Below are 26,723 nucleotides of genomic sequence, written 5' to 3'. Positions count from 1 at the left end.
ACGTTCCACAGGAACGGCAGTGTCGAGACGCCGAGGACGAACGCGCCGGCGGTGGAGATGATGTTGAGCGTGGTGAAGCCGTCTGAGGGCAGGTAGTCGGCGTATCGGCGGGGCATGCCTTCGGCTCCGAGCCAGTGCTGCACCAAGAAGGTGAGGTGAAAGCCAATGAACGTCAGCCAGAAATGGATTTTGCCCAAGCGTTCGTCGAGCAGTCGTCCGGTCATCTTCGGGAACCAGAAGTAGATGCCGGCGTAGGTGGCGAACACGATCGTGCCGAACAGCACGTAGTGGAAGTGGGCGACCACGAAGTAGCTGTCGGAGAGTTGGAAGTCGATCGGCGGGCTGGCCAGGAGCACACCGGTGAGTCCGCCGAACAGGAAGGTGACCATGAAGCCGACCGAGAACAGCATCGGGGTTTCAAAGGTCATGTGGCCCCGCCACATTGTGCCGATCCAGTTGAAGAACTTCACGCCCGTGGGTACCGCGATCAGGAAGGTCATGAAGGAGAAGAACGGCAACAGCACGGCGCCAGTGACGTACATGTGGTGTGCCCACACCGCGACCGACAGGGCGGCGATGGCGAGGGTGGCGTAGACCAGTCCTGAGTACCCGAACAACGGTTTACGGCTGAAGACCGGGAAGATTTCGGAGACGATGCCGAAGAACGGCAGCGCGATGATGTACACCTCGGGGTGACCGAAGAACCAGAACATGTGCTGCCAGAGAATGGCGCCGCCGTTGGCCGGATCGAACAGATGCGCGCCGAACTGGCGGTCGACTTCGGCGCCGAGTAATGCCGCGGTGAGCAGCGGGAACACCAGCAAGATCAGCACACTGGTGACCAGGATGTTCCACGTGAAGATCGGCATACGGAACATCGTCATTCCCGGTGCGCGCAGACAGATGACCGTGGTGACCATGTTGACCGCGCCCAGGATGGTGCCCAGACCAGACACGGTCAGTCCGAGGAACCACATGTCGGAGCCGACGCCGGGTGAGTGGATGGCGTCGCTGAGCGGGGTGTAGGCGGTCCAGCCGAAGTCCGCGGCGCCACCTGGGGTGATGAAGCCGGCAATCGCGATGGTCGAACCGAAGACGAACAGCCAGAAACCCAGTGCGTTGAGCCGCGGGAAGGCGACGTCGGGAGCGCCGATCTGCAGGGGCAGTACGAAGTTGGCGAAGCCGATCACGATGGGGGTGGCATACATCAGCAGCATGATCGTGCCGTGCATGGTGAACAGCTGGTTGTACTGCTCGGTCGAGAGGAATTGCATGCCCGGCGTCGTGAGTTCTCCGCGCATCAGCAGCGCCATCAGTCCGCCGATGAGGAAGAACCCGAAGCACGCGACGATGTACATCATGCCGATCAGCTTGTGATCGGTCGTGGTCAGCATCGTGTAGATGAATGACCCTTTGGCCTTTCGCCGCTCGGGATAGGGCCGCGTGGCGACCACCTCGGGCGGGCGCGGGGACACCGCGGTCATGAGGCCTCCATCTGACTTGAAAAAATGGCGGCCCTGATCGAAGCAACACGCGCATCGTGCGTGCGACTTCCCGGGCCGTTACTACGGACTGTAGTCGATTAACTACTAGGTAGCATAGTTGATACTGGAATTCCGAGTCGCAACCGGGAGGCGACAGGACCGCGACGAAAGGTCGCCTCCCTCATTGAGATCGGCCCGACCGGTCCGCCGCGGCCGTGCGCCGCGCCCACCCTTACCGCCAGAGGTCTGCGCTTCCGGTGCCCGACGGTTCGTTGGGCGTGATAGTAGGTTCGGCGTCGCTGTCGGAGGGCAGACTGACGCCGCGTTCGGCGAGCCATCGCACCGGGTCGAGGGCGGCGCCGGATGCATCAGCAACCTCGAAGTGCAGATGAGGCCCGGTCGAGTTACCGCGATTGCCCACCGTGGCAATGGGTTGACCGACCGTGACCGGCGCTGCCGCGTCGATGAGATTGTCGTCGTTGTGGCCGTAGGTCGTGATTGTTCCGTCGGCATGCCGGATGCGTACCCACAACCCGAAGCCTTCAGCTGGCCCCGAGTTGATCACTTCGCCGTCGGTGACCGCGAAAATCGGTGCCCCCAGGTCGTTGCCGATGTCCATACCCTGATGGCCGCGGCCGTCACCGAAGGTGGAGGTCACTCGGCCGTTCGTGGGAGCGACCACCGACCCCGGCGACGGCGACGAATAGACGGGTGGACCAGCTGGTGCCGGGTGCGCAGCCGCGGGATCGTGGGGACGCATCTCGAAAGCCAGAAGCGCCAGCAGCCGCCCGATCGGCAGCGCGTCGACAATCAGTTCGGCGGCTGCTCGTCCCGCGCCGAGCACGGCGGCGAAGCATCCCACCGCAGTGATGGGATCCTCGGCTGGCACTGGCGGCTCGACTGGGCGCGCTCGATCGGCCAGACATGTGCTGACTGTTCGGATCTCGTCGGCGAGGGTTCCCATCGCCGGGCCGCCCAGTGTCGCCGAGATCGTCTCGGCGACCAGTTGGGCGAACTGCTGAGTCACGTGGGTGGCATCGGCGTCGGCTCGCGCTCGAGCGTCAATTGAGAAGCTCAGCAGAACCGCAGCAACGATTCCCGCGACCCCCAGTCTCAGACAGGGCCGTGGAGCGCCGCAGCGGCGGGTGAGGGACGACATAGGCATGCCAGCGAGACCTTCCGGAGACGGGCGCGACGCACTGACGTTCAGCACCACACGCCAGGTGCACATGAGGCCACGATCGGCAGCCCTCCGTTCGAACCATAGGCCCCACAGGTCACAGCAGTAACACGATCTGATTGAGTGCCCATCGCAATCGCGGGCCTCTACTACTAGGTGATGTAGTTGCGGATGCGCAGTGACTGCCAAGCCGGAAACTCGCCCTGAACACAGGGTAATTGCAGGTGAGCGCATCTCTTACACGAGGTGACGCCGCAAAATGCACGTCGCGAGAAGTGGGGTTCCGGTCGGTGGATGTCACAAAAACTATGGTCATGTTGACAATTCGAATGGTGATCTACCACGCTGCGTAGTAGATCAACGTCGAGGAGTGCTGGTGCAGCAGGGGAGAAGGGTATCCGCGGTGCGGGCGGCGGTCCTGGCGCTGATATGCGTGGTGCCGTGGGTAGCGTCGGGTTGTGGTAGCGCTGGCGACGACGCCGTTGCGCAGGGGGGAACCTTTCAGTTCGTCTCGCCCGGCGGGCAGACGGTCATCACCTACGATCCGCCCTCGAGCCGTCAGCGGATCGCTGACGTCTCCGGCCCTGACGTGGTGACCGACCAGACCATCGGACTCGACGACTTCGCAGGCAAAGTCGTCGTCATCAACGTCTGGGGTTCGTGGTGTGGACCCTGCCGGGGAGAAGCCGACGACCTCGAGCATGTCTACGCCCAGAACAAGGCCTCGGGAGTCGAGTTCCTCGGTATCAATCTGCGCGATAACCGGCAAGCGGCGAAGGACTTCATGATCGACAGAAAGGTCGCCTTTCCCTCGATCTACGACTTTGCCGGTCTGACCCTGGCTGCGCTGACCACCCCAACGTCGGTGGTGCCGACCACCATCGTGCTCGACCGCGACCACCGTCCGGCCGCGGTGTTCCTCAAGGCCATTACCGCCGACGAACTCGGGTCAACAGTTCAGCGAGTCCTCGCTGAGCCTGTGGCACAACCCCAATGACCCCGCAGTCGGTCGAAGTGCAGGCTGCGGTCGGCGAGACGTTTGCCGACCTCGTCGCCAGCGGTCCGCTCCTGCTGGCGCTGCTTGCGTGTGTGATCGCCGGGCTGGTGTCGTTCGCCTCACCGTGCGTGGTCCCCCTCGTTCCGGGGTATCTGTCGTATCTGGCTGGCGTGGTCGGCGCCGAGGCGCCTGCGGTGTCGGTGGGGGAGCCGAACAAGCGGGGTCGTTCGCGCGTGGCGCTCGCCGCAGGCCTGTTCGTCCTCGGTTTCACGGTGGTCTTCGTGGCAGCGACCGCCACCGTACTCGGAGTCACCACCACTTTCGTGGTGAATCGTGAAGTCCTCCAACGCATCGGCGGCGTGGTCACCATCATCATGGGCCTGGTGTTCATCGGGCTGGTGCCGGCACTGCAACAGGAACGACGGTTCGCCCCCCGCCGCGTCTCCAACATCGCCGGCGCTCCGCTGCTCGGCGGGGTCTTTGCACTCGGGTGGACCCCATGCCTAGGGCCCACGCTCGCGGCGGTCATTGCGACGGCCAGCGGCACCGAAGGTGCCACCGCAGCCAAGGGCGTCGCGCTGATCGTGGCGTACTGCGCGGGCCTTGGTATTCCTTTTGTCGTGCTTGCGTTTTCCTCGGCATGGGCGTTGCGCAGCCTCGGCTGGTTGCGGACCCACGCCCGCATGATCCAGATCGTCGGCGGCGCCATGATGATCGCGGTAGGTATCGCCTTGATCACCGGCCTGTGGGATCAATTCATCGTGTGGGTCCGCGACGCGTTCATCACCGATACCCAACTACCCATCTGACTACCCATCTGAGGCCTGTAGTGGCGGCGCCGGTTCGACGGACCCAACACCACCGGCTTCCGGTCACCGCACCGTCACGAGACCCAACACCACCGGCGTCACGCCGCCGACGTCGGGCCATCTCAGCACATCCCGATTCAGTCGTGACGTGATCCGCCGGTTCCGTTCCGCCCCGGTCTGTCATATAGTCACATGCGCATGTATTGATATATGTGGACAGCGTAGCTATCTGGGTGTGGATGAGAGGGAGTACGACGCATGGGAGCCGGACACAATCACGGACCAACCGACCCCGCATCCAGCGACTCGTCGCTGCGTGTCCGGTTGGCGATCGCGTTTGCTCTGACGGGGATCATTGTCGTGGCCCAGCTTGTCGGGTCGGTGATCACGGGAAGTCTGGCGCTACTGACCGACACCGCGCACGCCGCGACAGATGCGATCGGTTTAGCGGTCGCGCTCGTCGCAGCAACCGTGATGCACCGCCCGGTCAACAAAACCCGCACCTGGGGACTGCGGCGCATCGAGGTCATCGCCGCTCTGGGGCAGGCCTCGCTGCTGCTCGCTGTGGGCCTCTACGCTGCTGTCGAAGGCGTACGACGACTGTTCTCGCCACCCGAGGTGCCCTCGACCGAACTCCTGCTCTTCGGAGTCATCGGACTCGTGGCGAACATCGTCGCCATGCTCGTGCTCGCCTCGGGACGCGGCGCCAACTTCAACATGCGAGCGGCGTTTCTGGAGGTCCTCAACGACGCACTGGGATCGCTGGGTGTGATCGTCGCCGCAATCGTCATCGCTACCACCGGTTTCCAACAAGCTGACGCGCTGGCCGGGTTGTTCATCGCCGCGCTCATCGCACCCCGCGCCCTCAAACTCATGGCCGAGACGACGCGGGTGCTGATGGAATTCACCCCGAAAGGGATCGATCTCGACGACGTCAGGGCCCACATCCTCGAGATGGACCGTGTGCACGACGTGCACGACCTTCACGCATCGACGGTGGCCACGGGCCTACCGATCATCAGCGCTCACATTGTGGTCGATGACGACTGCTTCCAGGACGGCCACGCCCCCACCATGTTGGATGACATCCGGACCTGCGTGGCGACCCACTTCGCCATCTCCTTCGAGCATTCCACCTTCCAGCTCGAGACCAGCGCCCAGCGCCACCACGAGGAAGCGTTAGCCACCCATCACCCGTGAGGGATCACATCGGCGTCACACCACACCTGCGGTCTGCGCGAGTGCGGATCTCTGCTACGCGAGTCTGCCGTCTCGGGCCGGGCGCTGCCCCGGAGGTGTCACATCAGCGTCGACCAGTACCACCAGAAACGGTGGGCGATCAGGGCGATCACTGCCAGCACCCACACCAGCGGTACCACGGTGTGCACCGTGAGGATCGCATCGAGGGCTCGGCGCGCTGTCCCGGGTGGGCAGAAATGGTCGGCATTGCGCAGGCTCACATACCAAAAGGCAACCACGACAACCACCCACACGGCCATGCAGTACGGACAGAGCGCGTTGATTCGGTACAGGCTCTGGAAGATCAGCCAATGGACGAACACCACCGCACCCGTCAACCCACTCTGCAGCCCGATCATGACCCAGGTGGGCGGCCGGCTCCCCATCAGGACCGCGACAGCAATCAGCGCGGAGAAGCCGGCAATTCCGATCAGTGAGTTGGGAAACCCGAAGACGACCGCCTGGGGGGTGTCCATCACCGATCCGCAATTGACGATCGGGTTGATACTGCAGGTCGGTGTGTACGCCGGATCGGTTGCCAGTTCGAACTTTTCAACCGTCAGCGTGAACGCAGCGATGAGCCCGATACTTCCGCAGACCGCAAGGATCCACGCGAGCAGTCGCGGAGACACTGGGAATCGTGTAGCTGCCGCCGTGGGCGAGGATGGCGAGGCCTGGCGGGGTGGTGGTGGGACGGTCACTGGCGTAGTGCGGATTCGAGCGCCGAGCTCAGATCGTCATAGCTCTCGGGTTTGATGAGTTCGTCGTTGATGAAGAAGGTGGGTGTGCCGGTGACACCTAGCGCTTTGCCGTCAGCGACATCGCGGTCGATGAGTTCGCGGGTGGCCTGCGAGTTGTAGTCGGCGGCGAATCGATCCATGTCCAGACCGAGCTCCTGGGCATAGGAGAAGAACAGATCGTCCAGCGGTACCCGCTGCTCACCCCAGCTGCGTTGGGTGTCGAACATCTTGCGGTACATCGGTTCGAACTGACCTTGCTCGGCCGCGGCGGCAACGGCGCGTGCTGCGCGGTCAGCGTTGAAATGTCCGGGGAGCGGGAAGTAGCGGACCACGAAAGTGACCTGATCGCCGTATGTTTGGCGAAGCTGCTCCACCGCCGGGTATGCCGCCCCGCACCCTTCACATTCGAAGTCCAGGAATTCCACGAATGTTGCCTTGGACTCGGTCGGAGTCGATAGACGTGGGGAATCATCCCGTACCGTCATGCTCGCCTGGGCGGCAGCCTGTTCGCTGTCACCGGCCCGGGACACCACGAACACCACTGTCAGCGCCAGGCAGAACACGAACACCACGGCGAGTGAGATCTTGACGGTGCGGCTCACCGGGGCACCCTTGACTCGAGTCGAACCTTTAGCGCTTGACCTGCCACGATGTTCACTCCCGTCGAACTACTACTACGTTAGCTAGTAGTTTACAGGCGCGCGGCCCCGGCCGGGCGACCGCGGGCGGATCGGTGCGCTCGACAAACTTCGGTGAGGGGTGCGGTGCGCGGTGGTGGGTTTTTCGGATAGTCGACGTGCCGGCGCGTCGTTTCTGCCGATGCGTCAGCCTGTGTTGCGCGGCGCAGCTGCCGTCGGCGCCGGCGGCATGCTGTACGTGAGTTTCCCTCCGCGTCAGCTGTGGTTCCTCGCCCCGTTGGCTATCGCGGTTCTGGTGGTGACGCTGCGGGGGCGGTCGTTGTGGGCGGCATCCGGCTATGGCTATCTGGCTGGGCTGGGGTTTTTCGTGCCGTTGCTGCCGTGGGTCGGTATCTATGTGGGTGCGGTGCCGTGGCTGGTCTTGGCAGCAGTCCAGGCGGTGGCGTTCGGGATCTTCGGGGCGTTGGCAGCGGCACTGGGCAGATGGCGCGGCGCGCCGGTGTGGTTGGCAGGCGCCTGGGTGGCAGTCGAAGCTGTTCGTTCCCGGATACCGTTTGGCGGTTTCCCCTGGGGCCGAATCGCATTCGGCCAACCGGAGGGGCTTCTACTGCCGTTGGCGGCGCTGGCCGGCGCGCCGGGGTTGTCGTTCGTTGTGGTGCTGCTCGGCGCGGCCCTGGCCGCGGCGGCGGGGGCTGTGGTCCGCCGGCAGCCTCAGACGTTGGCCGGGCCTGCGGCCACGGTTGCTGTGATTGGACTGCTGGTGTGGATGATGACGCCCGCGGGGGGAGGCGATGACGCGGGGGAGCGGTCGGTGACGGTGGCGGTGGTGCAGGGCAATGTGCCGCGGCTGGGGTTGGATTTCAATGCTCAGCGACGCGCAGTGCTCGACAATCATGTCCAGCGCACCCTCGATCTGGCCGAGGAGATCCGCTCTGGGCGGGTCGTGCGTCCCGATGTGGTGGTGTGGCCGGAGAACTCATCCGATATCGACCCGTTCGGGAACCGCGATGCTGCGGCGCAGATTGATCGTGCCGCGCGGGCGATCGGGGTGCCGATCCTGGTGGGAGCGGTGATCGCCGGGAGCAACGGCACGTCCCGCAACACGTCGGTGGTGTGGGATCCGGTTACCGGGCCTGGTCAGGAGCACAACAAACGTCAGCTGGTGCCGTTCGGGGAGTACTTGCCGTTGCGGCAACTGATGACACAGCTGTCCTCCTACGCCAGCCGGGCCGGGAACTTCGTTCCAGGCGCAGGCAATGGCGTTGTCGATCTTGCAGGTGTACCGGTGGCGGTGGCGACCTGCTACGAAGTCGCGTTCGACGATCTGGTGACCGAATCGGTGCGCGCCGGTGCGCAACTGATCGCCGTGCCGACCAACAACGCGACGTTCGGGCGCACCGAGATGACCTACCAGCAACTCGCGATGTCGCGGGTGCGGGCAGTCGAGCACGATCGGGCGGTGGTCATCGCAGCAACCAGTGGGGTGAGCGCGGTCATCGAACCTGATGGGACCGTTGCACAACGCACAGCGCTGTTCACCCCCGATGTCCTCATCGCGCGGGTGCCGCTGAGGACAACGACGACTCTGGCGACGCGGATCGGAGCAGCAGGAGAAGTGATTTGTGCTGCCGCGGTCCTGGCGGCACTGGTTGTCCGCACGTGGAGATCACGCCAACGCACCTGACGCGGCGTGGTTGTGCTCAGTGGCGTTCGCGATGTGGCGTTGGCGAGCTACTCGATGTGTCATCGGCGTCATCCGGCGGGCTCGAACAGCAGCTGCACCCTGGTTCTGTTGTGGCAGAACAGCTGTTGCTGGTCGCTGCGCCTCGTGATCGGGGAGTCGGCAGCAGGGGCACCTCGGGCACCGGCCGTGGTTGATCGGTGGTGGCCGATACCGGGGCGCAGCAGGCGTCGCCTGTGTCGTGGTAGGCCGCCACCGAGATGTTGAGCCTGCCGGGGGTTACCCGGGGCACGGCAGCGGTGCCTGGCAGTGCTTTCGTCCGGGCGGCACGAATCGCGTTGGCGATCACCAGTACTTCTGCGAGTTCGTGGACGAAGACCACTGTGGCCAGACCGAGGACGCCCGTGGCGGCCAGCGGAATCAGAACACCGATGATGGCCAGAGAGAATCCTATGTTCTGCAGCATGATTCGGCGTGCGCGCCGAGCGTGGGACAGCACTTGCGGGAGATGGCGGAGATCTTCGCCCATCAACGCCACATCGGCGGTTTCGATAGCGACGTCGGTACCCATCGCTCCCATCGCGATTCCGACATCGGCGGTGGCCAACGCTGGGGCGTCGTTGACGCCGTCGCCGACCATGGCGATCGCCCGCCCGCGCGCCAGCGTGGGCAGCAAGTCGGCTTTGTCTTCGGGGAGCAGTTCGGAATGGACGGTGCTGATTCCGGCCGCAGTGGCCAAGGCATGTGCGGTGCGGTCGTTGTCCCCGGTCAGCATGACCGAGTCGACACCCAGCGCCGTCAGCTGAGCGACCGTTTCGGCGGCCTCGGGGCGAAGCTCATCGCGGACCGCGATCGCGGCGACGACCGTGCCATCGCGTTCGATCAGCACGACGGTGGCACCGTCGCTCTGCAACCGGGTGACGTCTGCGGCGAGCGCCCCAGGATCAAGCCACCCGGGTTTGCCCAGTCGCAATTGCTGTCCGCGAATCTGGCCGGTGAGTCCGTGACCGGCGATCGCGGTGACGTCCTCGGCAGGTGAGCCCAGAGCAGGTGCGGCCGCGAGAATCGCACTCGCCAACGGGTGCTCGCTGCGTGCCTCGAGCGCGGCGGCATAGGACAACGCGTCCTCGCGGGTGATCTCGGGTGTGGCCACCACGGCGATGACCTCCGGAGTGCCGCGGGTCAAGGTGCCGGTCTTGTCCAGCGCGACGACGCGAACCCGTCCCAACTCCTCCAGGGCAGCACCGCCTTTGACCAATGCACCATGGCGGCTGGCGGCGCCGATCGCGGCGACCACCGTCAGCGGCACCGCGATCGCCAACGCACACGGGGACGCAGCAACGAGGACCACCAGGCCGCGTTCGAGCCACACCAGGGGATCACCGAGTAGCGCACCGATACCTGCCACGAGCGCCGCGAGCACCATGATGGCCGGGACCAGGGGGCGGGCGATACGGTCGGCGAGACGTTGGCCGGCGCCTTTGCGTTCCTGCGCTTGCTCGACGATGTGAACGATGCGGGCCAGGGAACTATCCGCGGCGCGGGCGGTCACGCGGACTTCGATCGCACCGCCACCGTTGATCGCGCCGGCGTAGAGCGAGTCACCCGGACCCGCCTCCACCGGAACAGATTCGCCGGTGATCGCCGACACGTCCACGCTGGTTGTGCCCGCTGTGATCGTTCCGTCGGTGGCCGCGCGCTCACCGGGACGCACCACCATCACATCGCCGATGATCAACTCATCCGGTGACACGGTGATCTCACGTCCCTCACGAATCACCGAAGCAGTGGGCGGAACCAGCGCGAGCAGCGACCGCAGCCCTCGCCGAGTTTTGGTGACCGCGTAATGCTCGAGTCCTTCAGCGACCGAGAACAAGATTCCGAGTAGCGCGGCCTCGGGTATTTGACCCAGCGCCACAGCCCCGATCGCGGCGATCGTCATCAGCGTTCCGACACCGATACGCCCGTGGCGCAGCGACCGCAGCGTCGATGGCACGAACGTTGAGGCCGCAACGACAACCGCGATCAGTTCCACGACGATGCCCGCGGTCTCTGATAGAGAGCCTCCGATGATCCAGCCGAGCGCGAGGAACACTGCTGCTGCGGCGGCGAAACGCAGCTCGCGCACCTGCCACAACCGAACCGGGCCCTGATCGACCTCAGCCTCGAGGTCGGCGGAATCGGAGGGTCCGCAGCATGCGTCAGCCATGAGCATGTCCCTGCACTGTGGCCGCCGACGGTGTCGTCGTGGCTGCGGTGGAGAGTCCTGCAATCGCTAGGACCGCTGTCACGAGAGCGTGGCCGGAGGGGGTCAACGCATACATCACCAACCGTCCGTGGCGGCGCCCGGTCACCAGTCCGGCACCCTTGAGTAGGCGCAGATGGTGCGAGACGAGGTTCTGCGCCAGGCCTACCACCCACGCGAGGTCGCAGACACAGAGTTCGTCCGCCGACAGCAACGCCGTTGCCACTCGCAGCCGGGTCGGATCACCGAGTGCACGAGCTCCGGTGGCGGCACGGTCGATTGCGGTCACATCGGGTAACGCAGTCCGGATATCTTCTGCGTGCGGCAGATCGAGACACAGCAGATCGCACGTGTCCACCGACTCCTGAGTCATATCAACATCCTTACGTTCATTGATATGAACTATGTTAGGCATGCCGGTACGGATATCTCAACACCCGTCGATATGTCGAGAGGAGTCGACACGCTCTCGAGCCAGGGGGCGGGGCGCTTAGGTGTCGGTGTTGCCCTTCTTCCACTGTGACCACGGGATGTTCCAGTCGCCGAGTCCATCGACTCCCGACAGTGTGTCGGCGTTGGTGTTCTTGACCGTGACGGGGTCACCGCGCAGGGTGTTCTTCACGAGCCATTCCGCGTCTGCGGGACTCAGGTTTGGGCAACCGTTGCTGACGTTGCTGTTGCCTTGGGCCGACATCGACCACGGTGCGCCGTGCATGTAGATGCCGCTGTAGGACATCTGCACCGCCCATTGAACGGGTGTGCGGTATCCCGCTGCGGACTCGACAGGCACTCCGTAGGTCGACGAGTCCATGATGATGTGCTCGACGCGATCTCCGATCATGTAGATGCCGCGGGGCGTCGGAGTGCTGTCTTTGCCGAACGAGGTCGGCATGGTGCGGATGACCTTGCCGTCTCGTTTGACGACGATTGTTTTGGTGTTGTCGTCGGCGACGATTTCCTGAGCTCTGCCAATGGTGAAGTCATAGGACAAGTTCTCGTCGCCGTAGAGCCCGTCGCCGAGGTTGACTCCGTAAATGTTGACGGCGACACTGACTTTGGTGCCCGGTGTCCAGAAGCGTTCGGGCCTCCACCGGACCTCGGAGTCGCTGATCCAATAGAACGCACCCTGCATCTGGGGGTCAGACGACACGGTGATCGCCGCCTGTGCCTTCTTTCGGTCGGGGATGGGATCGGCGAACCGCACGCCGATCGTGTGGGCGATCCCGACGGTTTTCTCGCCGAGGATGGCCGCGCTGGTCAACGATTCCGGCGAGGTCGTGGTGAAACGCTGCGAGACGACCGATCGACCGCCCACGCCCACGGCCTCGGCTTGAACCACGTATCGCTTCGAATACCCCAGGGGCTGGGTGCTTGTCCACGTTGAGCCGTCCTCGCTCAGGGAGCCCGCCAAGGGACGGCCGCTGGCTGTGGGAATACGGACGTTAGTCAACGCGCCGCGACTGGCCGTGACAACAATAGGAAGCCCAGGTTCGACAACCGCGTTGGGCGCAAGTCGCCCGCCACCTTCAGTGGCCACAGCGATGGAAGGTTGTGTGATGTCGGCGAAGCTGTCAACGGCCTGAATCTCATTGCTGAAGGCGGCACCTCCGGTCGAGCTGCACGAGGTCAACACCATCACCACCGCCGTCAGCGTTGCGAGCATCAGCAGTCGCGGAATACCGACTCGGACCGACCCGCGACATTCACGAGAGCCCGAGCACTGCGGCTGCCCACCGTGAGTCGATCGGCGATCACATAGCTCTTCGGTAGCTCGAGTCCCTCTTACGCGGCCCATCGATTGTCGAACCCTCCCACTCGGCGCTGGACTAGGTTTACTAACCACGATAGTAGTTGAAGGCTGTGCGCTCCTTTACCCACTGCACCGCGTGAGAGAAGGTTCGAAACGTCTCGTGGTGGGCGACCGCCGAGCCACCACATCGACCTCACTATTGCCGTGTGGCGACACCCAACAGGTAGTCGCCGCCGATGCGTGTTCGCCACCGCTCGCCGACGTCGAGACCGTGGCGGGACAACTCGTGCAGGAACTCACCGGCAGTGAACCGATCCTCGCTCGGATGGTCAAACAGCACTTGGTAGGTCGGCCGAGCAAGGGCGGTCGCGGTGACCTCGTCAAAGAAGAACCGCCCACCCGGTTTGAGTACGCGGGCCACCTCGTCCAAGGCTTCCCGCCAGTTCGGGATGTGGTGAATGATCGCGAAGTCGAAGACTGCGTCATAAGTACCGTTCTGCCCACCGCCGACGTCGTGAAATGCTGAACGCAGGTCCGTTGCGCTACCTCGGGCGAGGTGTGCCCTGCCGGTGTGTCGGCGTAGGCGGTGGCGAGCGCGAGAAATCATCGCCGGATCGAGGTCTACCGCGTCGACGCGCGCGGCGCCGAACTCGTCGAGGATCAGCCGGGTGCCGTAACCCGACCCGCACCCCAGCTCAGCAACGCGCGCTCCCGGGGTCCGTCCGCCCAACGCAGTCAAGACACGCGCCTCGTAGCGCTGCAGCCACCGCCGGGGCGGCGAGTTCACCAGGACAGTCTCCATGCGGTTCATCAACATTGTTGACCACCCTCCCTCATCATCGGCGGAGACCGCTTATTATCGTCTGGTGACGATCAATAGCATGGATGGGTGTCGCACGTCGAGAGCCGGAACGAATGTGGACGCGGCGGTGGCGTTGTTTCACAGCCTGTCCGATAGCACCCGATTGGCGATTGTGCGTCGTCTTGCCGGTGGGGAGGTCAGGGTCGCCGACCTGGTAGGGGAGTTGGGTTTGGCGCAGTCGACAGTGTCGGCGCATGTGGCATGCCTTCGCGACTGCGGGCTAGTTGAGGGACGCCCACAGGGTAGGCAGGTGTTCTACCGCCTCACTCGGCCCGAGTTGATGGACCTGCTGGCCTCGGCGGAGACCCTGCTGGCGGCCACCGGTAGCGCGGTAGCGCTGTGCCCGAACTATGCCGGCGACGCCGCCGCAGCGTCAGCGAGTTCTACCCCGGCTGGAGCCTTGACGTGACCGACGCGCCGCCGGCAGTGACGAAAACACTCCACCCCCGAGGCGTTCTCATGGCCCTGGTTGTCGTGGTGACGTTCGTCGGGCTGGCAGTCAACTCCTTCGTTGTCAGCCGACTCACCGAGGGCAGTGCGGCCGATCTGGGAGTGCTCCAGTTGCGGTTAGCGTTCAACCCCGGTGTTGCATTCAGCCTCGGTGATCAGCTGCCCAGCTGGGCCATACTCGCCGTGGCCGGGTTCATCACCCTCGCACTGGCCGGCTACGCAGTGCACGTCGCACCCGACGCGGGGGTCGCCGGTCGGATCGGATTTGCCGCGGTCCTCGGCGGCGCACTCACCAACCTGATCGACCGCGCCGCCGACGGTGTCGTCACCGACTACTTCCATACCGGCTGGTTCCCCACGTTCAACCTCGCGGACACATTCATCACCATCGGCGTCGTCCTGATCGTGCTAGATGTGTTGCGGCAAGAATGGTCAGCTTCGCGCGACGCCTAGGGGATCGAACCGTCGCGCGAACTCGCTTAACCGGTGACCGTCAGGTAAATCAAGGCGACGTTGAGCACGATGATGACCGCTGCAGTAAGCCAGGCCAGCGAAGTGGTGAGTCGATTGTTCACATCCTCGCCCATCAGCATCCTGTCGCTGGTGAAACGCACTAACGGAACCAGTGCGAAGGGAATGCCGAAGGACAGAACGACCTGCGAGACGATCAGAGCTCGGCTGGGATCAATTCCGATGGCCAACACTGTGATGGCAGGTATCAGGGTGATCAGGCGTCGGAGTATGAGCGGGATCCTGCGCTGCAACAGCCCGTCCATGATCATCGCGCCGGCGTACGCCCCGACCGAGGTTGATGCCAGCCCCGAGGCAAGAAGCCCCAGCGCGAACAGCAACGCCACCACTTGCCCCAAGGTGTCGGCGACCGCCGCATGCGCTCCGTCGATCGAATCGACCCCTTCACGGCCACGCAAAGTGGTTGCTGCCACCAGCAGCATGGACAGGTTGACCGCGCCCGCCAGCAGCATCGCCAGACCGACATCGATCTTCGTCACACGCAACAGCCGCGACCGGACCGGCCCCTCCGGTTGATGGCCGTGTCGATCCCGCACCAAACCTGAATGCAGATACACCGCGTGAGGCATCACCGTCGCACCCAACATGGCGGCCGCGATCAGCACGCTTTCCGTGCCATCGAACCGCGGCAAGAGGCCCCCCACGACAGCCCCGGGGGGAGGTGGTGCCACGACGGTGCTTGTCAGAAAACCGATGGCAATAACAGCCAGCAAGCCAATGATCACCCGCTCGAACGGTTGCTGCCCTCTGCGGTCTTGGACAAGAAGTAAGACCATCGACACCGAACCTGTGATGACGCCACCGATGAGCAACGGCAGGTCGAAGAGCAGATTCAGCGCGATAGCTCCGCCCACCACTTCGGCGAGATCGGTTGCCATAGCGACAATCTCAGCCTGCACCCAGTAGGAGAGCCTGGCGGTCCGCGACGCGCGCAGACGCACCGTCTCCGGCAATGACCTGCCCGTGACCACCCCCAGCTTGGCAGAAAGGAACTGCACCAACCCCGCCATCACGTTCGCAACCACGATCACCCACACGAGGAGGTAGCCGAACTGGGCGCCGGCGCTGATATTGGACGCGACATTGCCGGGATCAACGTAGGCGATGGCCGCGACGAAGGCCGGACCAAGCAGTAGCGACCCCGACCGAGCTCGCGCGAGCCGCGGACGAGCCGAAGCCATGACCTCTCGCATTGCCGCCCCTCAATAGCAAATTTCGGTCTACCGAATAAAACTATTCGATACACCGTAGTTGATGGGGCGGCACATGACGAGACCCGAGGAACTTGGGTGGTGTCGACGGCTCGTAAGTGCGAGCGCGCCGCAGCGGGGCGCATCACCGCTTGTCATCTGCGTACCGAAATACTACGCTACGTAGTATTTCGGTGTGGGCAGGAAGAGCAGGTGAGACCCGGATGGCGATGCGGGCGAGGAAATCCCGGCGGCCGATGGTGCTGGGAGTCGACTGGCAGACAGCTGCGGATCACGTCGCCGACCGCGCACTTCGTTCTCTCGCGAGTGATGACGACTTCCAGGGTGCGGCGTTACCCATACGACGACGATGATGCACACCGGCAGCATCGAAGCGCCGACGCCGCGACGACCACGCCGCCGGCTTAGCCCCCTACTCAGATTGTGGCGTTCGCTGACGTCGATGAAAACAGCACTCATGCTGCTGTTCCTGTTGGCCGCGGCGGCAATCCCGGGCGCTCTGCTGCCGCAGCGCCCACTCAACGAACAGAAAACAACCCAGTACATTGCCGACCGCGGCGCCCTCGGCACGTGGATGGACAGACTGCAGCTCTTCGACGTCTTCGCCAGCTCGTGGTTCACCGCGATCTATGTCCTGCTGTTCGTGTCGCTTGTGGGATGCCTCACTCCCCGCATCCTCGAGCATCTGCGCGCGGTGCGAGCCCGTCCAGTTCCCGCGCCGCGCAACCTCACCCGCCTGCCGCGGCATTTCGAGGACACCGTAGAAGGAACACCCGAAGAGGTTGCTGCCCTCATCAACGCCAACCTCCGGGGCTGGCGCCGAGCCACCACCACACGACCAGCGACTACGCACCGACCCACCGCAGCCGTAGAGATCTCGGCAGAAAAGGGTTACCTCCGCGAGTGGGGCAACCTCGTGTTCCACTTCGCTCTAATCGCCTTGCTGATATCGATCGCGGCCGACAAACTCTACGGCTACGAAGGCACCCGTAGTCTCGTCGCCGATGGCACACAAGGGTTGTGCAACACCTCGACCGCGGTTTATGACTCATTCCGCGCAGGCAGCCTCGTCGATGGCACCGATCTCTCACCATTCTGTGTCCGCGTCGAGGGCTTCGATGCCCGGTTCCTGCCGAGCGGTCAGCCCGACATGTACGAAGCCGACGTCACCTACACCGGGGACGTGCGACAGTCCGATCCCGATACGTGGAGCACTGCACGCGTCCGAGTGAACGAACCGCTGCGAGTAGCTGGCGACCGCGTCTATGTCCTCGGCAACGGCTTCGCACCGACGTTCACTGTGACGTTCCCCAACGGTGAGCAACGCACTCAGACAGTGCTGTTCATTCCCGACAACTTGCAGACGATGCTGTCCTCCGGCGCGGCCCGTTTCGATACCCCAGCCGGCCTCTACCCCGACGCAGACGAACGTCGCAATCGACAGATCGCGATCGAGGGCCTATTCGCGCCCACCGCAGCATTCCAAGGAACCCTGCTCACCTCATCGTTTCCCGTGCCGAATGATCCGTATGTGGCGATCAGGATCTACCAAGGCGACACCGGACTGGATACCGGTCGCCCGCAGAATGCGTACTCCTTGAACCGGGCGCTCATCGAGCAGGGTCGGCTCCAGCAGCGGGCACAGGTCAATCTCAGCCCGGGACAGACTCACACCATCGCCGATGGCACCGTGGTGCGCTTTGACGGGTATGAACGCTTCGTGTCCATGCAGGTATCACACGGGCCGGCACAGAACTGGGTTCTGTTGTCGGCGACCGTGATGCTGGCTGGGTTACTTGTATCTCTACTTGTCCGGCGTCGCCGAATCTGGGTGCGGCTAGTGCCCGTCGGAGTCGACGGCCAACGACGCACCGCAGTAACAATCGCAGGTCTGGCCCGCACCGATCAGGCCGGGTGGGGCGAAGACTTCGACCAGCAGGCGCGGCGATGGCTGACCCAGCCAGGGCCGAAAAAACGCCGACCACGGCGCACATCAGCCATGAGATCTCACATCCGTACAGATCTCATCTCATGAACCGCCCCCGCTGCAGGACGCGGCACCGAACCAACTGTCACGTCACAATCCATCCCGATCGCATTCACGCCACACGGAGGCCCATAGACCATGCGCAGAAACACTTCTCACGGCGCCACCACCACGCCGGCCTCTTCGGCCAGATCTCTCATCGCCATCGCGCTGCTGTACAACATCGCGCGCCTAGCGCTCGCTGCGGTGCTATGTGGACTGATCCTATTGGTCGCCTACCTGATTGACGTGGACGTCCCGTTCTTCGTAGCCGTCGTGCTCGCCGTGATTCTCAGTAGTCCAGTCTCGATGATCGTCCTCAAACCCCTACGAAGTCGTATCAATCACCGGGCCGAGGCAATGGACTCCCGCCGAGCGGCCAAAAAGGGACTCGCCAGACCGGACGCGACATGAGTTGGTACCAGACCAGAAAACATAATCAGCCAAGCCCGACTGTCCTGCCGAACATGCAGTGCAGTCTGCCGGATCGGTGAAACCAACGCAGATCACCCTCGATGAACCACAACCACCCGCACGCCGTTCCTCTCAATCGATCGGGGGTAGGCGCCCAACTGTGTGGCCGCCGAACCGACTACTGCGCCCGAGGAATTGGGCGTACCCAGTCCCGCCTCTAGCTCGCGACACCTGTGCGGGACCACTCGTCGTCACACCTCCCGCGCCGATACGGCGGGTCATCCAACGACGTAGACCCCCCGGGTTCTCAGCCACTGTGCAGGATCGAGTTTGGGTCCGTCTTGCTGCCAGACCTCGTAGTGCAGGTGCGGGCCGGTGGAGTAGCCGCGGTTTCCTACCGTTGCGATCTGCTCGCCGGCCAAGACTCGCTGCCCGACGCTCACCAGTGTCTCGTTGATGTGCCCGTACACGCCGATCGTGCCGTCGTCTTGCAGCACTCGTATCCACAGCCCGAAGCCATCAGCCGGACCGGATTCGATGATCTGCCCGTCGCTGGTCGAGACCACCGGTGTGCCAATCGAGTTGGCGATATCGAGGCCATAATGCGTGGTACTCCATCGCGCTCCGTAACTTGAGGTCACGGTGCCGTAGGTCGGTGCCGCCGACCGCGGCCGTTGTGGCACCGGGGGTTCAGACGGCCGCGCGCGATCTGGCTGTGCCAGTTCTCGCATAACCGAGGTCAGCTCATCGCGTGACGATGCCCGTGCCGACGTGCGGCTTCGCTGTTCGGCCACCGATCCGACGGTTACAGATCGTGGGGCTGCTGCGGACTGGACGTCGACGGGCACGCCAGCCTGAGTCAGGGGAGTGACCGTCAGGTCGTGTCGATCGGCGAGCGCAGTGGCCGCAGTCCCGCCGGCAGCGCATAGAACCACCGCGGCCAGGAGTGATCCACCCAACCCGGCCGCAGCCGCCGACCGAGTTGAGGTGCCCGAGACCTCCTCGCCGTCAAGCACCTCGAGAAAGCCTGACTGAGCTTGCTCGCTGGACTGAGGTTCAACGACACACAACGCCCGCTCCCACGGTGCGGTAGGCGCTGCCGAAGGATGCCTGCCGAGGTCGAGCGGGCGCTGTGAGCGACGCGGCCCGAAAACTCGATGGCCAGGCCCGGCTTGGCGGGGCAAGGCAGTACGCGAGCGCGCAGTGTATGGACGGCCACTGCGTGGTGGGTATGACGGCGACGCCTCGGGCGCCGTCGTCGATCGCGCACGCGGCGAGTAGGAGGGCACTGGGGCGCCCGAGAAGATGGGCCGCCGCGTGAACCCGGCCGACACCTCGGGTGGGACAGGCATTCGGTGTCGCCCGGCCGCATGCACGATGCGTGAATGCTCGAGCCCCGGGAGTCCGGGGGTGAGGCTCGCCGATGCGTCGCGCCGGAACGCAGGGATGCCAGCGGAGGGTGGGCTGGGATCAGCTTTGCGATGCCGTGCCAAGGGGAGTCCTTCAGTCCAAAGCGTCAGTCCGGATGGAAACAGTTCGATATCGAACGAGCCACAGCCAGGTTACTACTATCCAGGTTAGTTTCTCCGCGTTGGCCCCAGGATCACCCCGTACGCGCTGCGCAGCTCCGGTGGTGCGCCCGGTTGACCAGCAATATCGTCGTGGCCGACGACGGGTTGGCGTCATGCGTGCACGAGTTCTCGCCTGGGCTGCTGCGTCGGCAACGAAGCCGTCCGGCTCTCGTAACGGTCACCATAGATCGAACCGACTGGTGGCTTGGCTGACAGCCCCTGTCGCCGACAGCCTCCACTCGACGATCACCCGCCAGAGAGCGTGACGGTGATCGTGGCATGATCGGCCGCATGCGTGGACTGCTACGAGCACTCGGGTGGGGTGCGGTCCTCGCCGCTGCTGCCGGTGTTGCTGCCCACTATTCTGGCCTGGTCAGCAATTTCGCTTCCCGGGTAGCGGCGTTCACGCCGGTGCTGATCATCGTCGGTGTCCTCGGTCTGATGCTGCTGCTCGCCGCGCGCGCCTGGCTTTCCGCGGCGGGAGCTGTGCTCGTCATCGCCGTAGGCGTGACGGCGCAGGCCCCACTGTATCGGGGGGTCGACGAACAGGTCTCGGACTCGGACCTTACCGTGATGCAGGCCAATATCTATCTCGGGCAAGCTGATCCGGACGCGCTAGTGTCGCGGGTGCGCGACTCAGGCGTTGACGTCCTCACGATAGTCGAGCTGACGCCTGAGGCGGTGGGAGCCCTCGAGCGCGCCGGGTTGCGCCAAGCCTTGCCGTTCGCGTTTCTCCGTCCCCGAGACGGTGGAGGTGGAGCTGGCATCTATGCGCGGGCCCCGCTGACCGACGGGCAACTCCTGCGGGGATTCGAACTGTCGAACCTTCGCGCGCGACTGCTGCTTCCGAACCGCTCGCCCATCTCGATCTATGCACTGCACCCGTTGCCGCCGTATCCCGAACCGTCGTGGCGCTGGGATGCCGAGCTCCGCGAGTTGCGCTCGATCCTCTTCGCCGACACAGATCCACTGATCATCGGCGCCGATGCGAACTCGACCTACGACCACCGCTCCTTCCGGCAGCTACTGTCTGGACCCTCGAATTCGCCCCAACTGACCGACGCCGCCGAGCATCTCGGATCGGGCGTCGTCGCGACCTATCCTGCCGGCCGGCCCTACCCGTCGCTGCTTGCGCTCGACCGGGTGCTGACACGCAATGGCCCGACACCGACATCGTTCCGGCGGATCGATCTGCCGGGCTCCGACCATCACGGGGTGCTCGCGCGCATCCGGCTCAGCGAAGGATGACGTCCCCGAGTAATCTCGAACCATCGGAACACCTCGGTTCGTGACCGACAGCCTTATGTCATCAACTCGATCGAGCCTGGCAAGCTATCTCCCCCAACGATTTCCATATGCCACCACTGGCTACTTAATGATTCAGCCGGGCGGCGCCGGTGAGGGTGGAGGTGGGTTGCGGTCGCCGGGTTGGGGTATCGGGAAGGTCATCGACGGGCTCGGTGGGTCCGGTGGTGCGAGCCGGTTTTGGGGGTTGGCTCGCAACGCGGCCTCAGCCGCGGCTAGGGGCGCTGAGGCTCTGTCGCGGGCTTGTTGTTCGGTCACCGGTTTGCGGCCGTCGACAGGGATGAGGGTGTACCACTTCTCGGACTCGAGGTAGCGGGTGGCGAACAGGTACCACTGGCCGACCTTGAGGGGTGTGTCGCCGTCGACGGAAATGTAGACACCGTCCTTGCTCCGCCTTGCTGGTTGACTACTACGCTCTCGGGGACTTCGCCCTTGATCGCTGTTTTGGTGAGCACGCTGTACTGAGTTTCGGGGAGCGGCCCGAGTGCCTTGGTGCCAGCAGCTGATTCGACACGGCCGGTGAAGACGTGTGTGGAGATCGCCACCAGATTACGTAAGTCAGAGGTGTCAGTGAATGAGTCCGCATGGGCGGTTGAGGTGGCCGTGGCCGATTCGAGGGGTGGGATGCCCTCATCGACGGTTTGTTCGCCGCACGCGGTCAGGGTGGCAGCGGCGAAGATGCCGGCGATGCCGAGCGTGAGGGCCGCCGGTCGTGTTGCTCGGTGGTGGGTCATCAGAGTCCCCACTTGTTGCGGTACAGGCCGCGGGTGAGGCCGGTGGGTGTGTAGGACGTTCCGCGGGCCCCGTCATTATCTGCCATCAGGTCGTTGGAGCAGGTGTGGAACAGCCCCAGTTCGTGCCCGACCTCAGTCCAAGTTATGTCACTTTCTAGCAAAAGTGCCTGTCCCCCAGCTGGTTTTAAAGTGCCGATAATCTACGTTATGACAAGTAGGCGACGCCGAGTATCCCGCGAACTCGACCTCTCCCAGAGCGGGCCAAATGGCAGGTGGCTTGGTAGAGGAGCCTAACGAGCTATCCGATTGTTAGCTGGTGGCGACTGTGCCTTCCGTGATTGCATCACGCAGCACGTGCTTGAGAATCTTCCCCGAGGGGTTACGGGGAATGGGCCGGGTGATGAGCTCGCGCGGAAGCTTGTAACCCGCAATGAACTGGGATCCGTACTCGCGGAGCAACTCCAAGGTGACCTCGCGGCCCTCGACCGGGGTGACGACGGCGATGAGGCTCTCCCCGAACATCTCGTCCGGCCGCCCGACGACCGCCACATCGGCCACGTCCGGGTGGCCGGCGAGGGCCTGTTCGACCTCCACCGAGTACACGTTGCGCCCGCCCGTGATGATCATGTCCTTCATCCGATCAACGATCGTGATAAACCCGTCGGCGTCCCGGACCGCCACGTCGCCGCTGTGCAGCCAGCCGTCGCGGAGCGCATCGGCGGTGGCCTCGGGCTTGTTCCAGTAGCCCTTCATGATGGTCTCGCCTCGGTAAATGATCTCCCCGGGCTCGCCGACCGCGGTGTCGTTGCCCTCGTCGTCGACGATCCGCGTCTCGGCGTTAGTGATGGACGCCCGTCCGGTGGCATCTGGGCGGGCGCGTACTTCGTCCGGAGTGAGGAAGATGCCGGTCGGGCCGCCTTCGGTTTGGCCGCACAGCTGGAAGAACTGCACGTGCGGCAGGGTGGCGAGCAAGCTGGTCGCCGCGCTCGGCGGCATTGGTGCGGCGCCGAAGAAGCCCAGCCGCCACGCGGACAGATCGCGCGTGCCGAGCTCGGGGTGCTGCAGCAGCATCTGGTACATGGTGGGCACGCCCAGGAACACGGTGATGCGGTGCTTCTCCAGCGCATCCAGGACCGCCTTGGGCTCGAACGCTGGCAGCACCACGTGAGTGGTGCCCAGGCTGAACCCTGACATAACGAACAGGACCAGCTCCGCGCAGTGGTACATCGGCGCGACGTGCAGATTCCGGTCGAAGATATTCATACCGAGTGCGGAAACCGAGTTCCCCACCCACAGCATGCGGTGATGGTCGAACAACGCTCCCTTGGGACGCCCGGTCGTGCCCGAGGTGTAGAGGATAATGCAGTCGTCGTCCTCGATGACCTCCACTTCCGGCGCGGTGGTCGGCATGGTGTCTGCGAGCCGCGCGATGCCCTGCGCGGCGGGCTCGTCCAGCACCAGACTTTGCGGCGCGGACGGCAGCGGATCGAGTTCGTCGAGGCCGGCCACCACCACCGCGAGCCCCTCGGAGTACAGCAGCACCGTCGCACCGGAGTCCTCGAGCAGGTAGCGAAGTTCGCGGGCCGGCACGCGAGGGTTGAGAGGCACGGCAATGGCCCCCAGTCGGAACGCTCCGTACAGGCCCAGGATGTACGCGTCGGAGTTCGGACTCAGCAGTGCCACCCTGTCGCCCTTGCCGACTCCGAGCGACGCCAACGCGTGCGCATACTGATTGATCCGGGCCGCGAGCTGCTCGTACGAGTAGGTGCTCTCGCCGAAGATCAGTGCGGTCTTGTCCGGGTGCCGGCGGGCATTGAGCGCGAGGGCGCCTCCGAGAGTGGCCATGGTGACTCCTGAGGTGTTGAAGACTCCGGGATCGGGTATGTGACCCCGGACACAGCAGAAACAGTAACCGCCAACGCGGTTCTTGTACAGACGTTCAGCGAAAGAGAAACTCGGGTCAGGTGGCTGACCCGTGGGAACGATCGACAGCTCCTCCCCCGGACACGCTCACGCCGAGCTCGGGCTTGCTGTGCCCCTCGGTGTGGGTGAAGGTCCCGAGGTGGGTCCAGACGGCATCCACCAGCGGCTGCAGGAACAGTCGGCCCATCTGGTTGATGATCACGTCGACCACCTGGACGGAGTCGGCGCGGCCCCGCGAGGCCGCGCCGGTCTCGCGCATCGCAACGACCTCCCGGTGGGTAAGTTCGGTGAGCCGCTCCAGCAGTTGCCCCCGCTGGCCGCCGGGTTCGAGTAGCGCCCGTCGGAGATAGTTGACCACCTCCGGGTTTCTGACCAGCATTTCCGCGACGGATTCATTCCGGACGCGAGCGATTTCTTCGCCGGCCCCGTCGGTCGGCGCCGAAGCAAGGGCCGACGCAAAACGCTCCACGACGATCTGCTCCACAGCCTCGCGCAGGCCGTCTTTGGACCCGTAGTGATGGACCACCAGCCCTACGGTAACCCCGGCGGCGGCCGCGACCGCACGCATCGGTGTGCGGTCCTCGCCGTTGGCCGCATAGAGCTCGAGAGCAGCGTTACGGATTCGCGCTTTGGCGGTGAGGTCCTGGTCGCCGGAGTGCTGGGCGGGGCGGTCCACGCGGTCTCCCTTCGGTTGACGAACGAGTCTACTGGGATGTGCCAGCCGTTAACGCTATACAGTGGATATGTTTACTGACTACTTGTATAGTCGCTGAAATGAGTCTTCGATCGCTCCGACCCCTAGCCGGCATACAGGTCGTCTCATTGGCTACCAACCTGCCCGGTCCGCTAGCCGTGGCAGGCCTACGCGACCTCGGCGCCGCGGTGATCAAAGTGGAGCCGCCGGTGGGTGACGCCTTGGCCGTGGCCGCGCCCTCCTGGTACTCAGAACTGACACAGGGGGTGGAGGTTCGTCGGGCCGACCTCAAGAGTCGTAGCGGACTGGAGGAGCTGACCACGCTGCTCGATACGGCGGACGTGTTGGTGACCGCCATGCGCCCGTCAGCGTTCTGCCGACTCGGCCTCGGCGATCTCAGCGACCGCTACCCGCGGTTGTGCCATGTGGAGATCGTGGGCTACGACGGCGCCGACGAGGAGGTCGCGGGCCACGACCTGACCTATCAGGCGAGATACGGCACCATCCGGCCGCCGCACCTGCCGCTGGTCCCGGTCGCCGACACCGTCGGTGGGGAGCGGGCCATCTCGGCCGCCCTGGCCCTGCTGCTGGCCCGGGGACAGCACGACTCCGGCGGACATCAACGCATCACTCTCGACGCGGCCGCGTACGACTCCGCGGCTGCCCTCCGGCACGGCCTGTTTGGCAATGGAGCACCACTGGGCGGGGCTCTGCCCTCCTACAACATCTATGCCACCGCCGACGGCCACATCGCCCTGGGGGCACTCGAACCGCACTTCGAGGCCCGCACCAGAGAAGTACTCGATTGCGACGGCACATCCGCCGCCTACACCCGCGCCTTCGCCGCGCACACCACGGCCCACTGGGAGGATCTGGCCGCGCGCCACGACATCCCGCTCACCGCCGTTCGCGATGCCCACCCGGCCACAGCGCAGACCACTCACGCGCCCACGGCGCCCACCACCTGACCACCTTGAGGAAGGACCCAGTCATGACCGACTCCCCCCAGCCCCGTAGTTCCCGAGCCACCCGCGAGGCCGTGATCGTCGATGCCGTCCGGACCCCGGTCGGCAAGCGCGGCGGGGCGCTGGCCGCCTGGCATCCCGCCGATCTGCTGGGGGCCACCCTCAGTGAACTGGTTCGCCGCAGTGATGTGGCGCCGGAGAAAATCGACGACGTGATCGCTGGCTGTGTGATGACGCACGACCAGCAGAGCTCCAACATCGCTCGCCATGCGGTGCTCTCCTCCGGCCTGCCCGATTCGGTGCCGGCCGTGACCGTGGACCGACAGTGCGGCTCGGGGCAGCAAGCTGTCGCATTTGCCGCCCACGGTGTGGAGGCGGGGTCCTACGACCTCGCCATCGCATGCGGCGTGGAGTCGATGTCACAGGTGGCGCTGCCATCCTCATTACAACCCGGCGCCCCGCTAGGCCCGCAATACTCCCCCCGCGAACTGGCCCGCTACGACGGCGGACTGCTGGCTCAAGGCCCGTCCAGTGAGCTGATGAACACCCGCTTCGACCTCAGCCGGGAGGAACTCGACGCCTTCAGCCGCCGGAGCCACGAGCGGGCGCTGGCTGCCACCCGCGACGGCCGCTTCGAGACCCAGCTGGTTCCGCTGCGCCGCGACCCGCTCGATGACTCCAGCGAGCCCGTGACCGCGGATGAGGGGATCCGGGCCGAGCTCGACCCAGAGAAGATGGCGTCCCTGCGGGCGGTGTTCGCCGAAGACGGCAAGACCACCGCAGCCAACTCCTCCCAGCTCAGCGACGGCGCCGCCGCACTACTCATCGCCGACCGCGAGTTCGCCGAGGCCCACGGGCTCACCCCCCGCGCCCGCTTCGTGGTCCACGCGGTCGCCGCGGCCGATCCGATCATCCAGTTCACCGCAATCCTCGAGTCCACCCGCAAGGCCCTGGACCGGTCGGGGCTCACGGTGGACGATATCGACCTGTTCGAGGTCAACGAAGCGTTCGCGGGAGTACCGCTGATGTTCCAAAAAGAGTTCGGCGTCCCCGACGACAAACTCAACGTCAACGGCGGCTCGGTGGCTGTCGGCCACCCCCTCGGATCCACCGGCGCCCGCATGATGACGGACCTGCTGACCGAGCTCGAACGCACCGGCAGCCGATACGGGCTACAGACCATCTGCGAAGCCCACGGCACCGCTAACACCACCATCATCGAACGCCTCTGACGAGCCCCCTCCGTCCCAGCCACCGTCCCAACCCCACTTCAG

The 26,723-nt window shown here is 64.6% G+C and carries 23 protein-coding genes; 11 read left to right on the top strand and 12 right to left on the bottom strand.

Features of this window, described 5'->3' with window-relative positions; translation table 11 throughout:
* On the bottom strand, positions 1 to 1,484 hold a 1,484-nt coding region (ctaD, locus tag AS181_RS20160), incomplete at its 3' end, for an aa3-type cytochrome oxidase subunit I (protein WP_058253282.1).
* 232 nt (positions 1,485 to 1,716) lie between these two features.
* The gene (locus AS181_RS20155) at positions 1,717 to 2,649 is read right to left on the bottom strand and encodes a M23 family metallopeptidase (protein ID WP_058253290.1); all 933 of its coding nucleotides are present in this window, start codon (positions 2,647 to 2,649) and stop codon (positions 1,717 to 1,719) included.
* 391 nt (positions 2,650 to 3,040) lie between these two features.
* Between AS181_RS20155 and AS181_RS20150 the strand changes: the two genes are divergently transcribed.
* From AS181_RS20150 to AS181_RS20140, 3 genes are all read left to right on the top strand, one after another.
* Positions 3,041 to 3,661, top strand: coding sequence for a TlpA family protein disulfide reductase (locus AS181_RS20150; RefSeq protein WP_082652992.1), 621 nt, complete (start codon positions 3,041 to 3,043; stop codon positions 3,659 to 3,661).
* Positions 3,658 to 4,470, top strand: a complete 813-nt coding sequence (locus AS181_RS20145) for a cytochrome c biogenesis CcdA family protein (RefSeq protein WP_011161135.1) — start codon at positions 3,658 to 3,660, stop codon at positions 4,468 to 4,470. Before AS181_RS20150 ends, AS181_RS20145 begins: the two co-directional genes overlap by 4 nt.
* A gap of 258 nt (positions 4,471 to 4,728) precedes the next feature.
* Complete coding sequence (locus tag AS181_RS20140; protein WP_011161134.1) at positions 4,729 to 5,670, top strand: cation diffusion facilitator family transporter; 942 nt, start codon at positions 4,729 to 4,731, stop codon at positions 5,668 to 5,670.
* A 98-nt stretch (positions 5,671 to 5,768) separates the two neighbouring features.
* On the opposite strand, the gene AS181_RS20135 is transcribed toward AS181_RS20140, so the two are convergent.
* Together AS181_RS20135 and AS181_RS20130 are read right to left on the bottom strand one after the other, a co-directional pair.
* Positions 5,769 to 6,341, bottom strand: coding sequence for a vitamin K epoxide reductase family protein (locus tag AS181_RS20135; RefSeq protein WP_011161133.1), 573 nt, complete (start codon positions 6,339 to 6,341; stop codon positions 5,769 to 5,771).
* A gap of 65 nt (positions 6,342 to 6,406) precedes the next feature.
* Positions 6,407 to 7,051: a DsbA family protein gene (locus AS181_RS20130; protein WP_035755528.1), complete on the bottom strand. Its 645-nt coding sequence runs from the start codon at positions 7,049 to 7,051 to the stop codon at positions 6,407 to 6,409.
* 217 nt (positions 7,052 to 7,268) lie between these two features.
* Here AS181_RS20130 and lnt point away from each other — a divergent pair, with 217 nt between their 5' ends.
* Positions 7,269 to 8,771: an apolipoprotein N-acyltransferase gene (lnt, locus tag AS181_RS20125; RefSeq protein WP_035755530.1), complete on the top strand. Its 1,503-nt coding sequence runs from the start codon at positions 7,269 to 7,271 to the stop codon at positions 8,769 to 8,771.
* Between the two features lie 16 nt (positions 8,772 to 8,787).
* On the opposite strand, the gene AS181_RS20120 is transcribed toward lnt, so the two are convergent.
* From AS181_RS20120 to AS181_RS20105, 4 genes are all read right to left on the bottom strand, one after another.
* Positions 8,788 to 10,977, bottom strand: coding sequence for a heavy metal translocating P-type ATPase (locus AS181_RS20120; RefSeq protein WP_035755581.1), 2,190 nt, complete (start codon positions 10,975 to 10,977; stop codon positions 8,788 to 8,790).
* On the bottom strand, positions 10,970 to 11,386 hold the full coding sequence (locus AS181_RS20115) for an ArsR/SmtB family transcription factor (protein ID WP_035755532.1): 417 nt from the start codon (positions 11,384 to 11,386) through the stop codon (positions 10,970 to 10,972). Before AS181_RS20115 ends, AS181_RS20120 begins: the two co-directional genes overlap by 8 nt.
* A 117-nt stretch (positions 11,387 to 11,503) precedes the next feature.
* The gene (locus tag AS181_RS20110; RefSeq protein ID WP_035755533.1) at positions 11,504 to 12,676 is read right to left on the bottom strand and encodes a L,D-transpeptidase; all 1,173 of its coding nucleotides are present in this window, start codon (positions 12,674 to 12,676) and stop codon (positions 11,504 to 11,506) included.
* A 283-nt stretch (positions 12,677 to 12,959) separates the two neighbouring features.
* On the bottom strand, positions 12,960 to 13,550 hold the full coding sequence (locus AS181_RS20105; RefSeq protein WP_331271843.1) for a class I SAM-dependent methyltransferase: 591 nt from the start codon (positions 13,548 to 13,550) through the stop codon (positions 12,960 to 12,962).
* 79 nt (positions 13,551 to 13,629) lie between these two features.
* On the opposite strand from AS181_RS20105, the gene AS181_RS20100 reads away from it, so the two are divergent.
* Together AS181_RS20100 and lspA are read left to right on the top strand one after the other, a co-directional pair.
* Complete coding sequence (locus AS181_RS20100; RefSeq protein WP_035755537.1) at positions 13,630 to 14,034, top strand: ArsR/SmtB family transcription factor; 405 nt, start codon at positions 13,630 to 13,632, stop codon at positions 14,032 to 14,034.
* Positions 14,035 to 14,084: 50 nt separating this feature from the next.
* Complete coding sequence (gene lspA, locus AS181_RS20095) at positions 14,085 to 14,528, top strand: signal peptidase II (protein WP_051406003.1); 444 nt, start codon at positions 14,085 to 14,087, stop codon at positions 14,526 to 14,528.
* A 26-nt stretch (positions 14,529 to 14,554) separates the two neighbouring features.
* On the opposite strand, the gene AS181_RS20090 is transcribed toward lspA, so the two are convergent.
* Positions 14,555 to 15,787, bottom strand: a complete 1,233-nt coding sequence (locus tag AS181_RS20090) for an Nramp family divalent metal transporter (protein ID WP_167383394.1) — start codon at positions 15,785 to 15,787, stop codon at positions 14,555 to 14,557.
* Between the two features lie 379 nt (positions 15,788 to 16,166).
* Here AS181_RS20090 and AS181_RS20085 point away from each other — a divergent pair, with 379 nt between their 5' ends.
* The gene (locus AS181_RS20085; RefSeq protein WP_231381013.1) at positions 16,167 to 17,852 is read left to right on the top strand and encodes a cytochrome c biogenesis protein ResB; all 1,686 of its coding nucleotides are present in this window, start codon (positions 16,167 to 16,169) and stop codon (positions 17,850 to 17,852) included.
* A 90-nt stretch (positions 17,853 to 17,942) separates the two neighbouring features.
* Positions 17,943 to 18,257 (top strand): DUF4229 domain-containing protein, encoded by a 315-nt coding sequence (locus tag AS181_RS20080; protein ID WP_051406004.1) that lies wholly within the window; start codon positions 17,943 to 17,945, stop codon positions 18,255 to 18,257.
* A 278-nt stretch (positions 18,258 to 18,535) separates the two neighbouring features.
* Here the strand turns inward: AS181_RS20080 and AS181_RS20075 are convergent, their stop codons facing one another.
* Positions 18,536 to 19,051, bottom strand: coding sequence for a M23 family metallopeptidase (locus AS181_RS20075; RefSeq protein ID WP_373194821.1), 516 nt, complete (start codon positions 19,049 to 19,051; stop codon positions 18,536 to 18,538).
* A 1,218-nt stretch (positions 19,052 to 20,269) separates the two neighbouring features.
* Here AS181_RS20075 and AS181_RS20070 point away from each other — a divergent pair.
* Complete coding sequence (locus tag AS181_RS20070; RefSeq protein ID WP_311277659.1) at positions 20,270 to 21,076, top strand: endonuclease/exonuclease/phosphatase family protein; 807 nt, start codon at positions 20,270 to 20,272, stop codon at positions 21,074 to 21,076.
* Between the two features lie 1,100 nt (positions 21,077 to 22,176).
* Here the strand turns inward: AS181_RS20070 and AS181_RS20065 are convergent.
* Both AS181_RS20065 and AS181_RS20060 read right to left on the bottom strand, forming a co-directional pair.
* Positions 22,177 to 23,712, bottom strand: a complete 1,536-nt coding sequence (locus AS181_RS20065; RefSeq protein ID WP_058253280.1) for an acyl-CoA synthetase — start codon at positions 23,710 to 23,712, stop codon at positions 22,177 to 22,179.
* A 115-nt stretch (positions 23,713 to 23,827) separates the two neighbouring features.
* Positions 23,828 to 24,466 carry a TetR/AcrR family transcriptional regulator gene (locus AS181_RS20060; protein WP_020171231.1) on the bottom strand — a complete coding sequence of 213 codons (639 nt, stop codon included), beginning with the start codon at positions 24,464 to 24,466 and terminating at the stop codon, positions 23,828 to 23,830.
* A 98-nt stretch (positions 24,467 to 24,564) separates the two neighbouring features.
* Here AS181_RS20060 and AS181_RS20055 point away from each other — a divergent pair, with 98 nt between their 5' ends.
* Both AS181_RS20055 and AS181_RS20050 read left to right on the top strand, forming a co-directional pair.
* Entirely contained in the window at positions 24,565 to 25,452 is an 888-nt protein-coding gene (locus AS181_RS20055) for a CoA transferase (protein WP_035734503.1), read from the top strand.
* Positions 25,453 to 25,475: 23 nt separating this feature from the next.
* A complete protein-coding gene (locus tag AS181_RS20050) occupies positions 25,476 to 26,681 on the top strand; it encodes a thiolase family protein (RefSeq protein ID WP_020171229.1) in 1,206 nt (401 codons plus the stop codon).
* Positions 26,682 to 26,723 lie beyond the last annotated feature (42 nt).

The organism is Gordonia sp. SGD-V-85 (assembly GCF_001456905.1).
Classification (GTDB): Bacteria; Actinomycetota; Actinomycetes; order Mycobacteriales; family Mycobacteriaceae; genus Gordonia; species Gordonia hongkongensis.
This window is presented reverse-complemented; position numbering and strand designations above follow the sequence as displayed.

Bases quoted from the DNA above. Each gene is read 5' to 3' on its own strand.
- AS181_RS20155 (WP_058253290.1), bottom strand. From the start codon at position 2,649: ATGCCTATGTCGTCCCTCACCCGCCGCTGCGGCGCTCCACGGCCCTGT.
- AS181_RS20145 (WP_011161135.1), top strand. From the start codon at position 3,658: ATGACCCCGCAGTCGGTCGAAGTGCAGGCTGCGGTCGGCGAGACGTTT.
- AS181_RS20140 (WP_011161134.1), top strand. From the start codon at position 4,729: ATGGGAGCCGGACACAATCACGGACCAACCGACCCCGCATCCAGCGAC.
- lnt (WP_035755530.1), top strand. From the start codon at position 7,269: ATGCGTCAGCCTGTGTTGCGCGGCGCAGCTGCCGTCGGCGCCGGCGGC.
- AS181_RS20120 (WP_035755581.1), bottom strand. From the start codon at position 10,977: ATGGCTGACGCATGCTGCGGACCCTCCGATTCCGCCGACCTCGAGGCT.
- AS181_RS20115 (WP_035755532.1), bottom strand. From the start codon at position 11,386: ATGACTCAGGAGTCGGTGGACACGTGCGATCTGCTGTGTCTCGATCTG.
- AS181_RS20110 (WP_035755533.1), bottom strand. From the start codon at position 12,676: ATGCTCGCAACGCTGACGGCGGTGGTGATGGTGTTGACCTCGTGCAGC.
- lspA (WP_051406003.1), top strand. From the start codon at position 14,085: ATGGCCCTGGTTGTCGTGGTGACGTTCGTCGGGCTGGCAGTCAACTCC.
- AS181_RS20090 (WP_167383394.1), bottom strand. From the start codon at position 15,787: ATGGCTTCGGCTCGTCCGCGGCTCGCGCGAGCTCGGTCGGGGTCGCTA.
- AS181_RS20085 (WP_231381013.1), top strand. From the start codon at position 16,167: ATGATGCACACCGGCAGCATCGAAGCGCCGACGCCGCGACGACCACGC.
- AS181_RS20080 (WP_051406004.1), top strand. From the start codon at position 17,943: ATGCGCAGAAACACTTCTCACGGCGCCACCACCACGCCGGCCTCTTCG.
- AS181_RS20070 (WP_311277659.1), top strand. From the start codon at position 20,270: ATGCTGCTGCTCGCCGCGCGCGCCTGGCTTTCCGCGGCGGGAGCTGTG.
- AS181_RS20065 (WP_058253280.1), bottom strand. From the start codon at position 23,712: ATGGCCACTCTCGGAGGCGCCCTCGCGCTCAATGCCCGCCGGCACCCG.
- AS181_RS20055 (WP_035734503.1), top strand. From the start codon at position 24,565: ATGAGTCTTCGATCGCTCCGACCCCTAGCCGGCATACAGGTCGTCTCA.
- AS181_RS20050 (WP_020171229.1), top strand. From the start codon at position 25,476: ATGACCGACTCCCCCCAGCCCCGTAGTTCCCGAGCCACCCGCGAGGCC.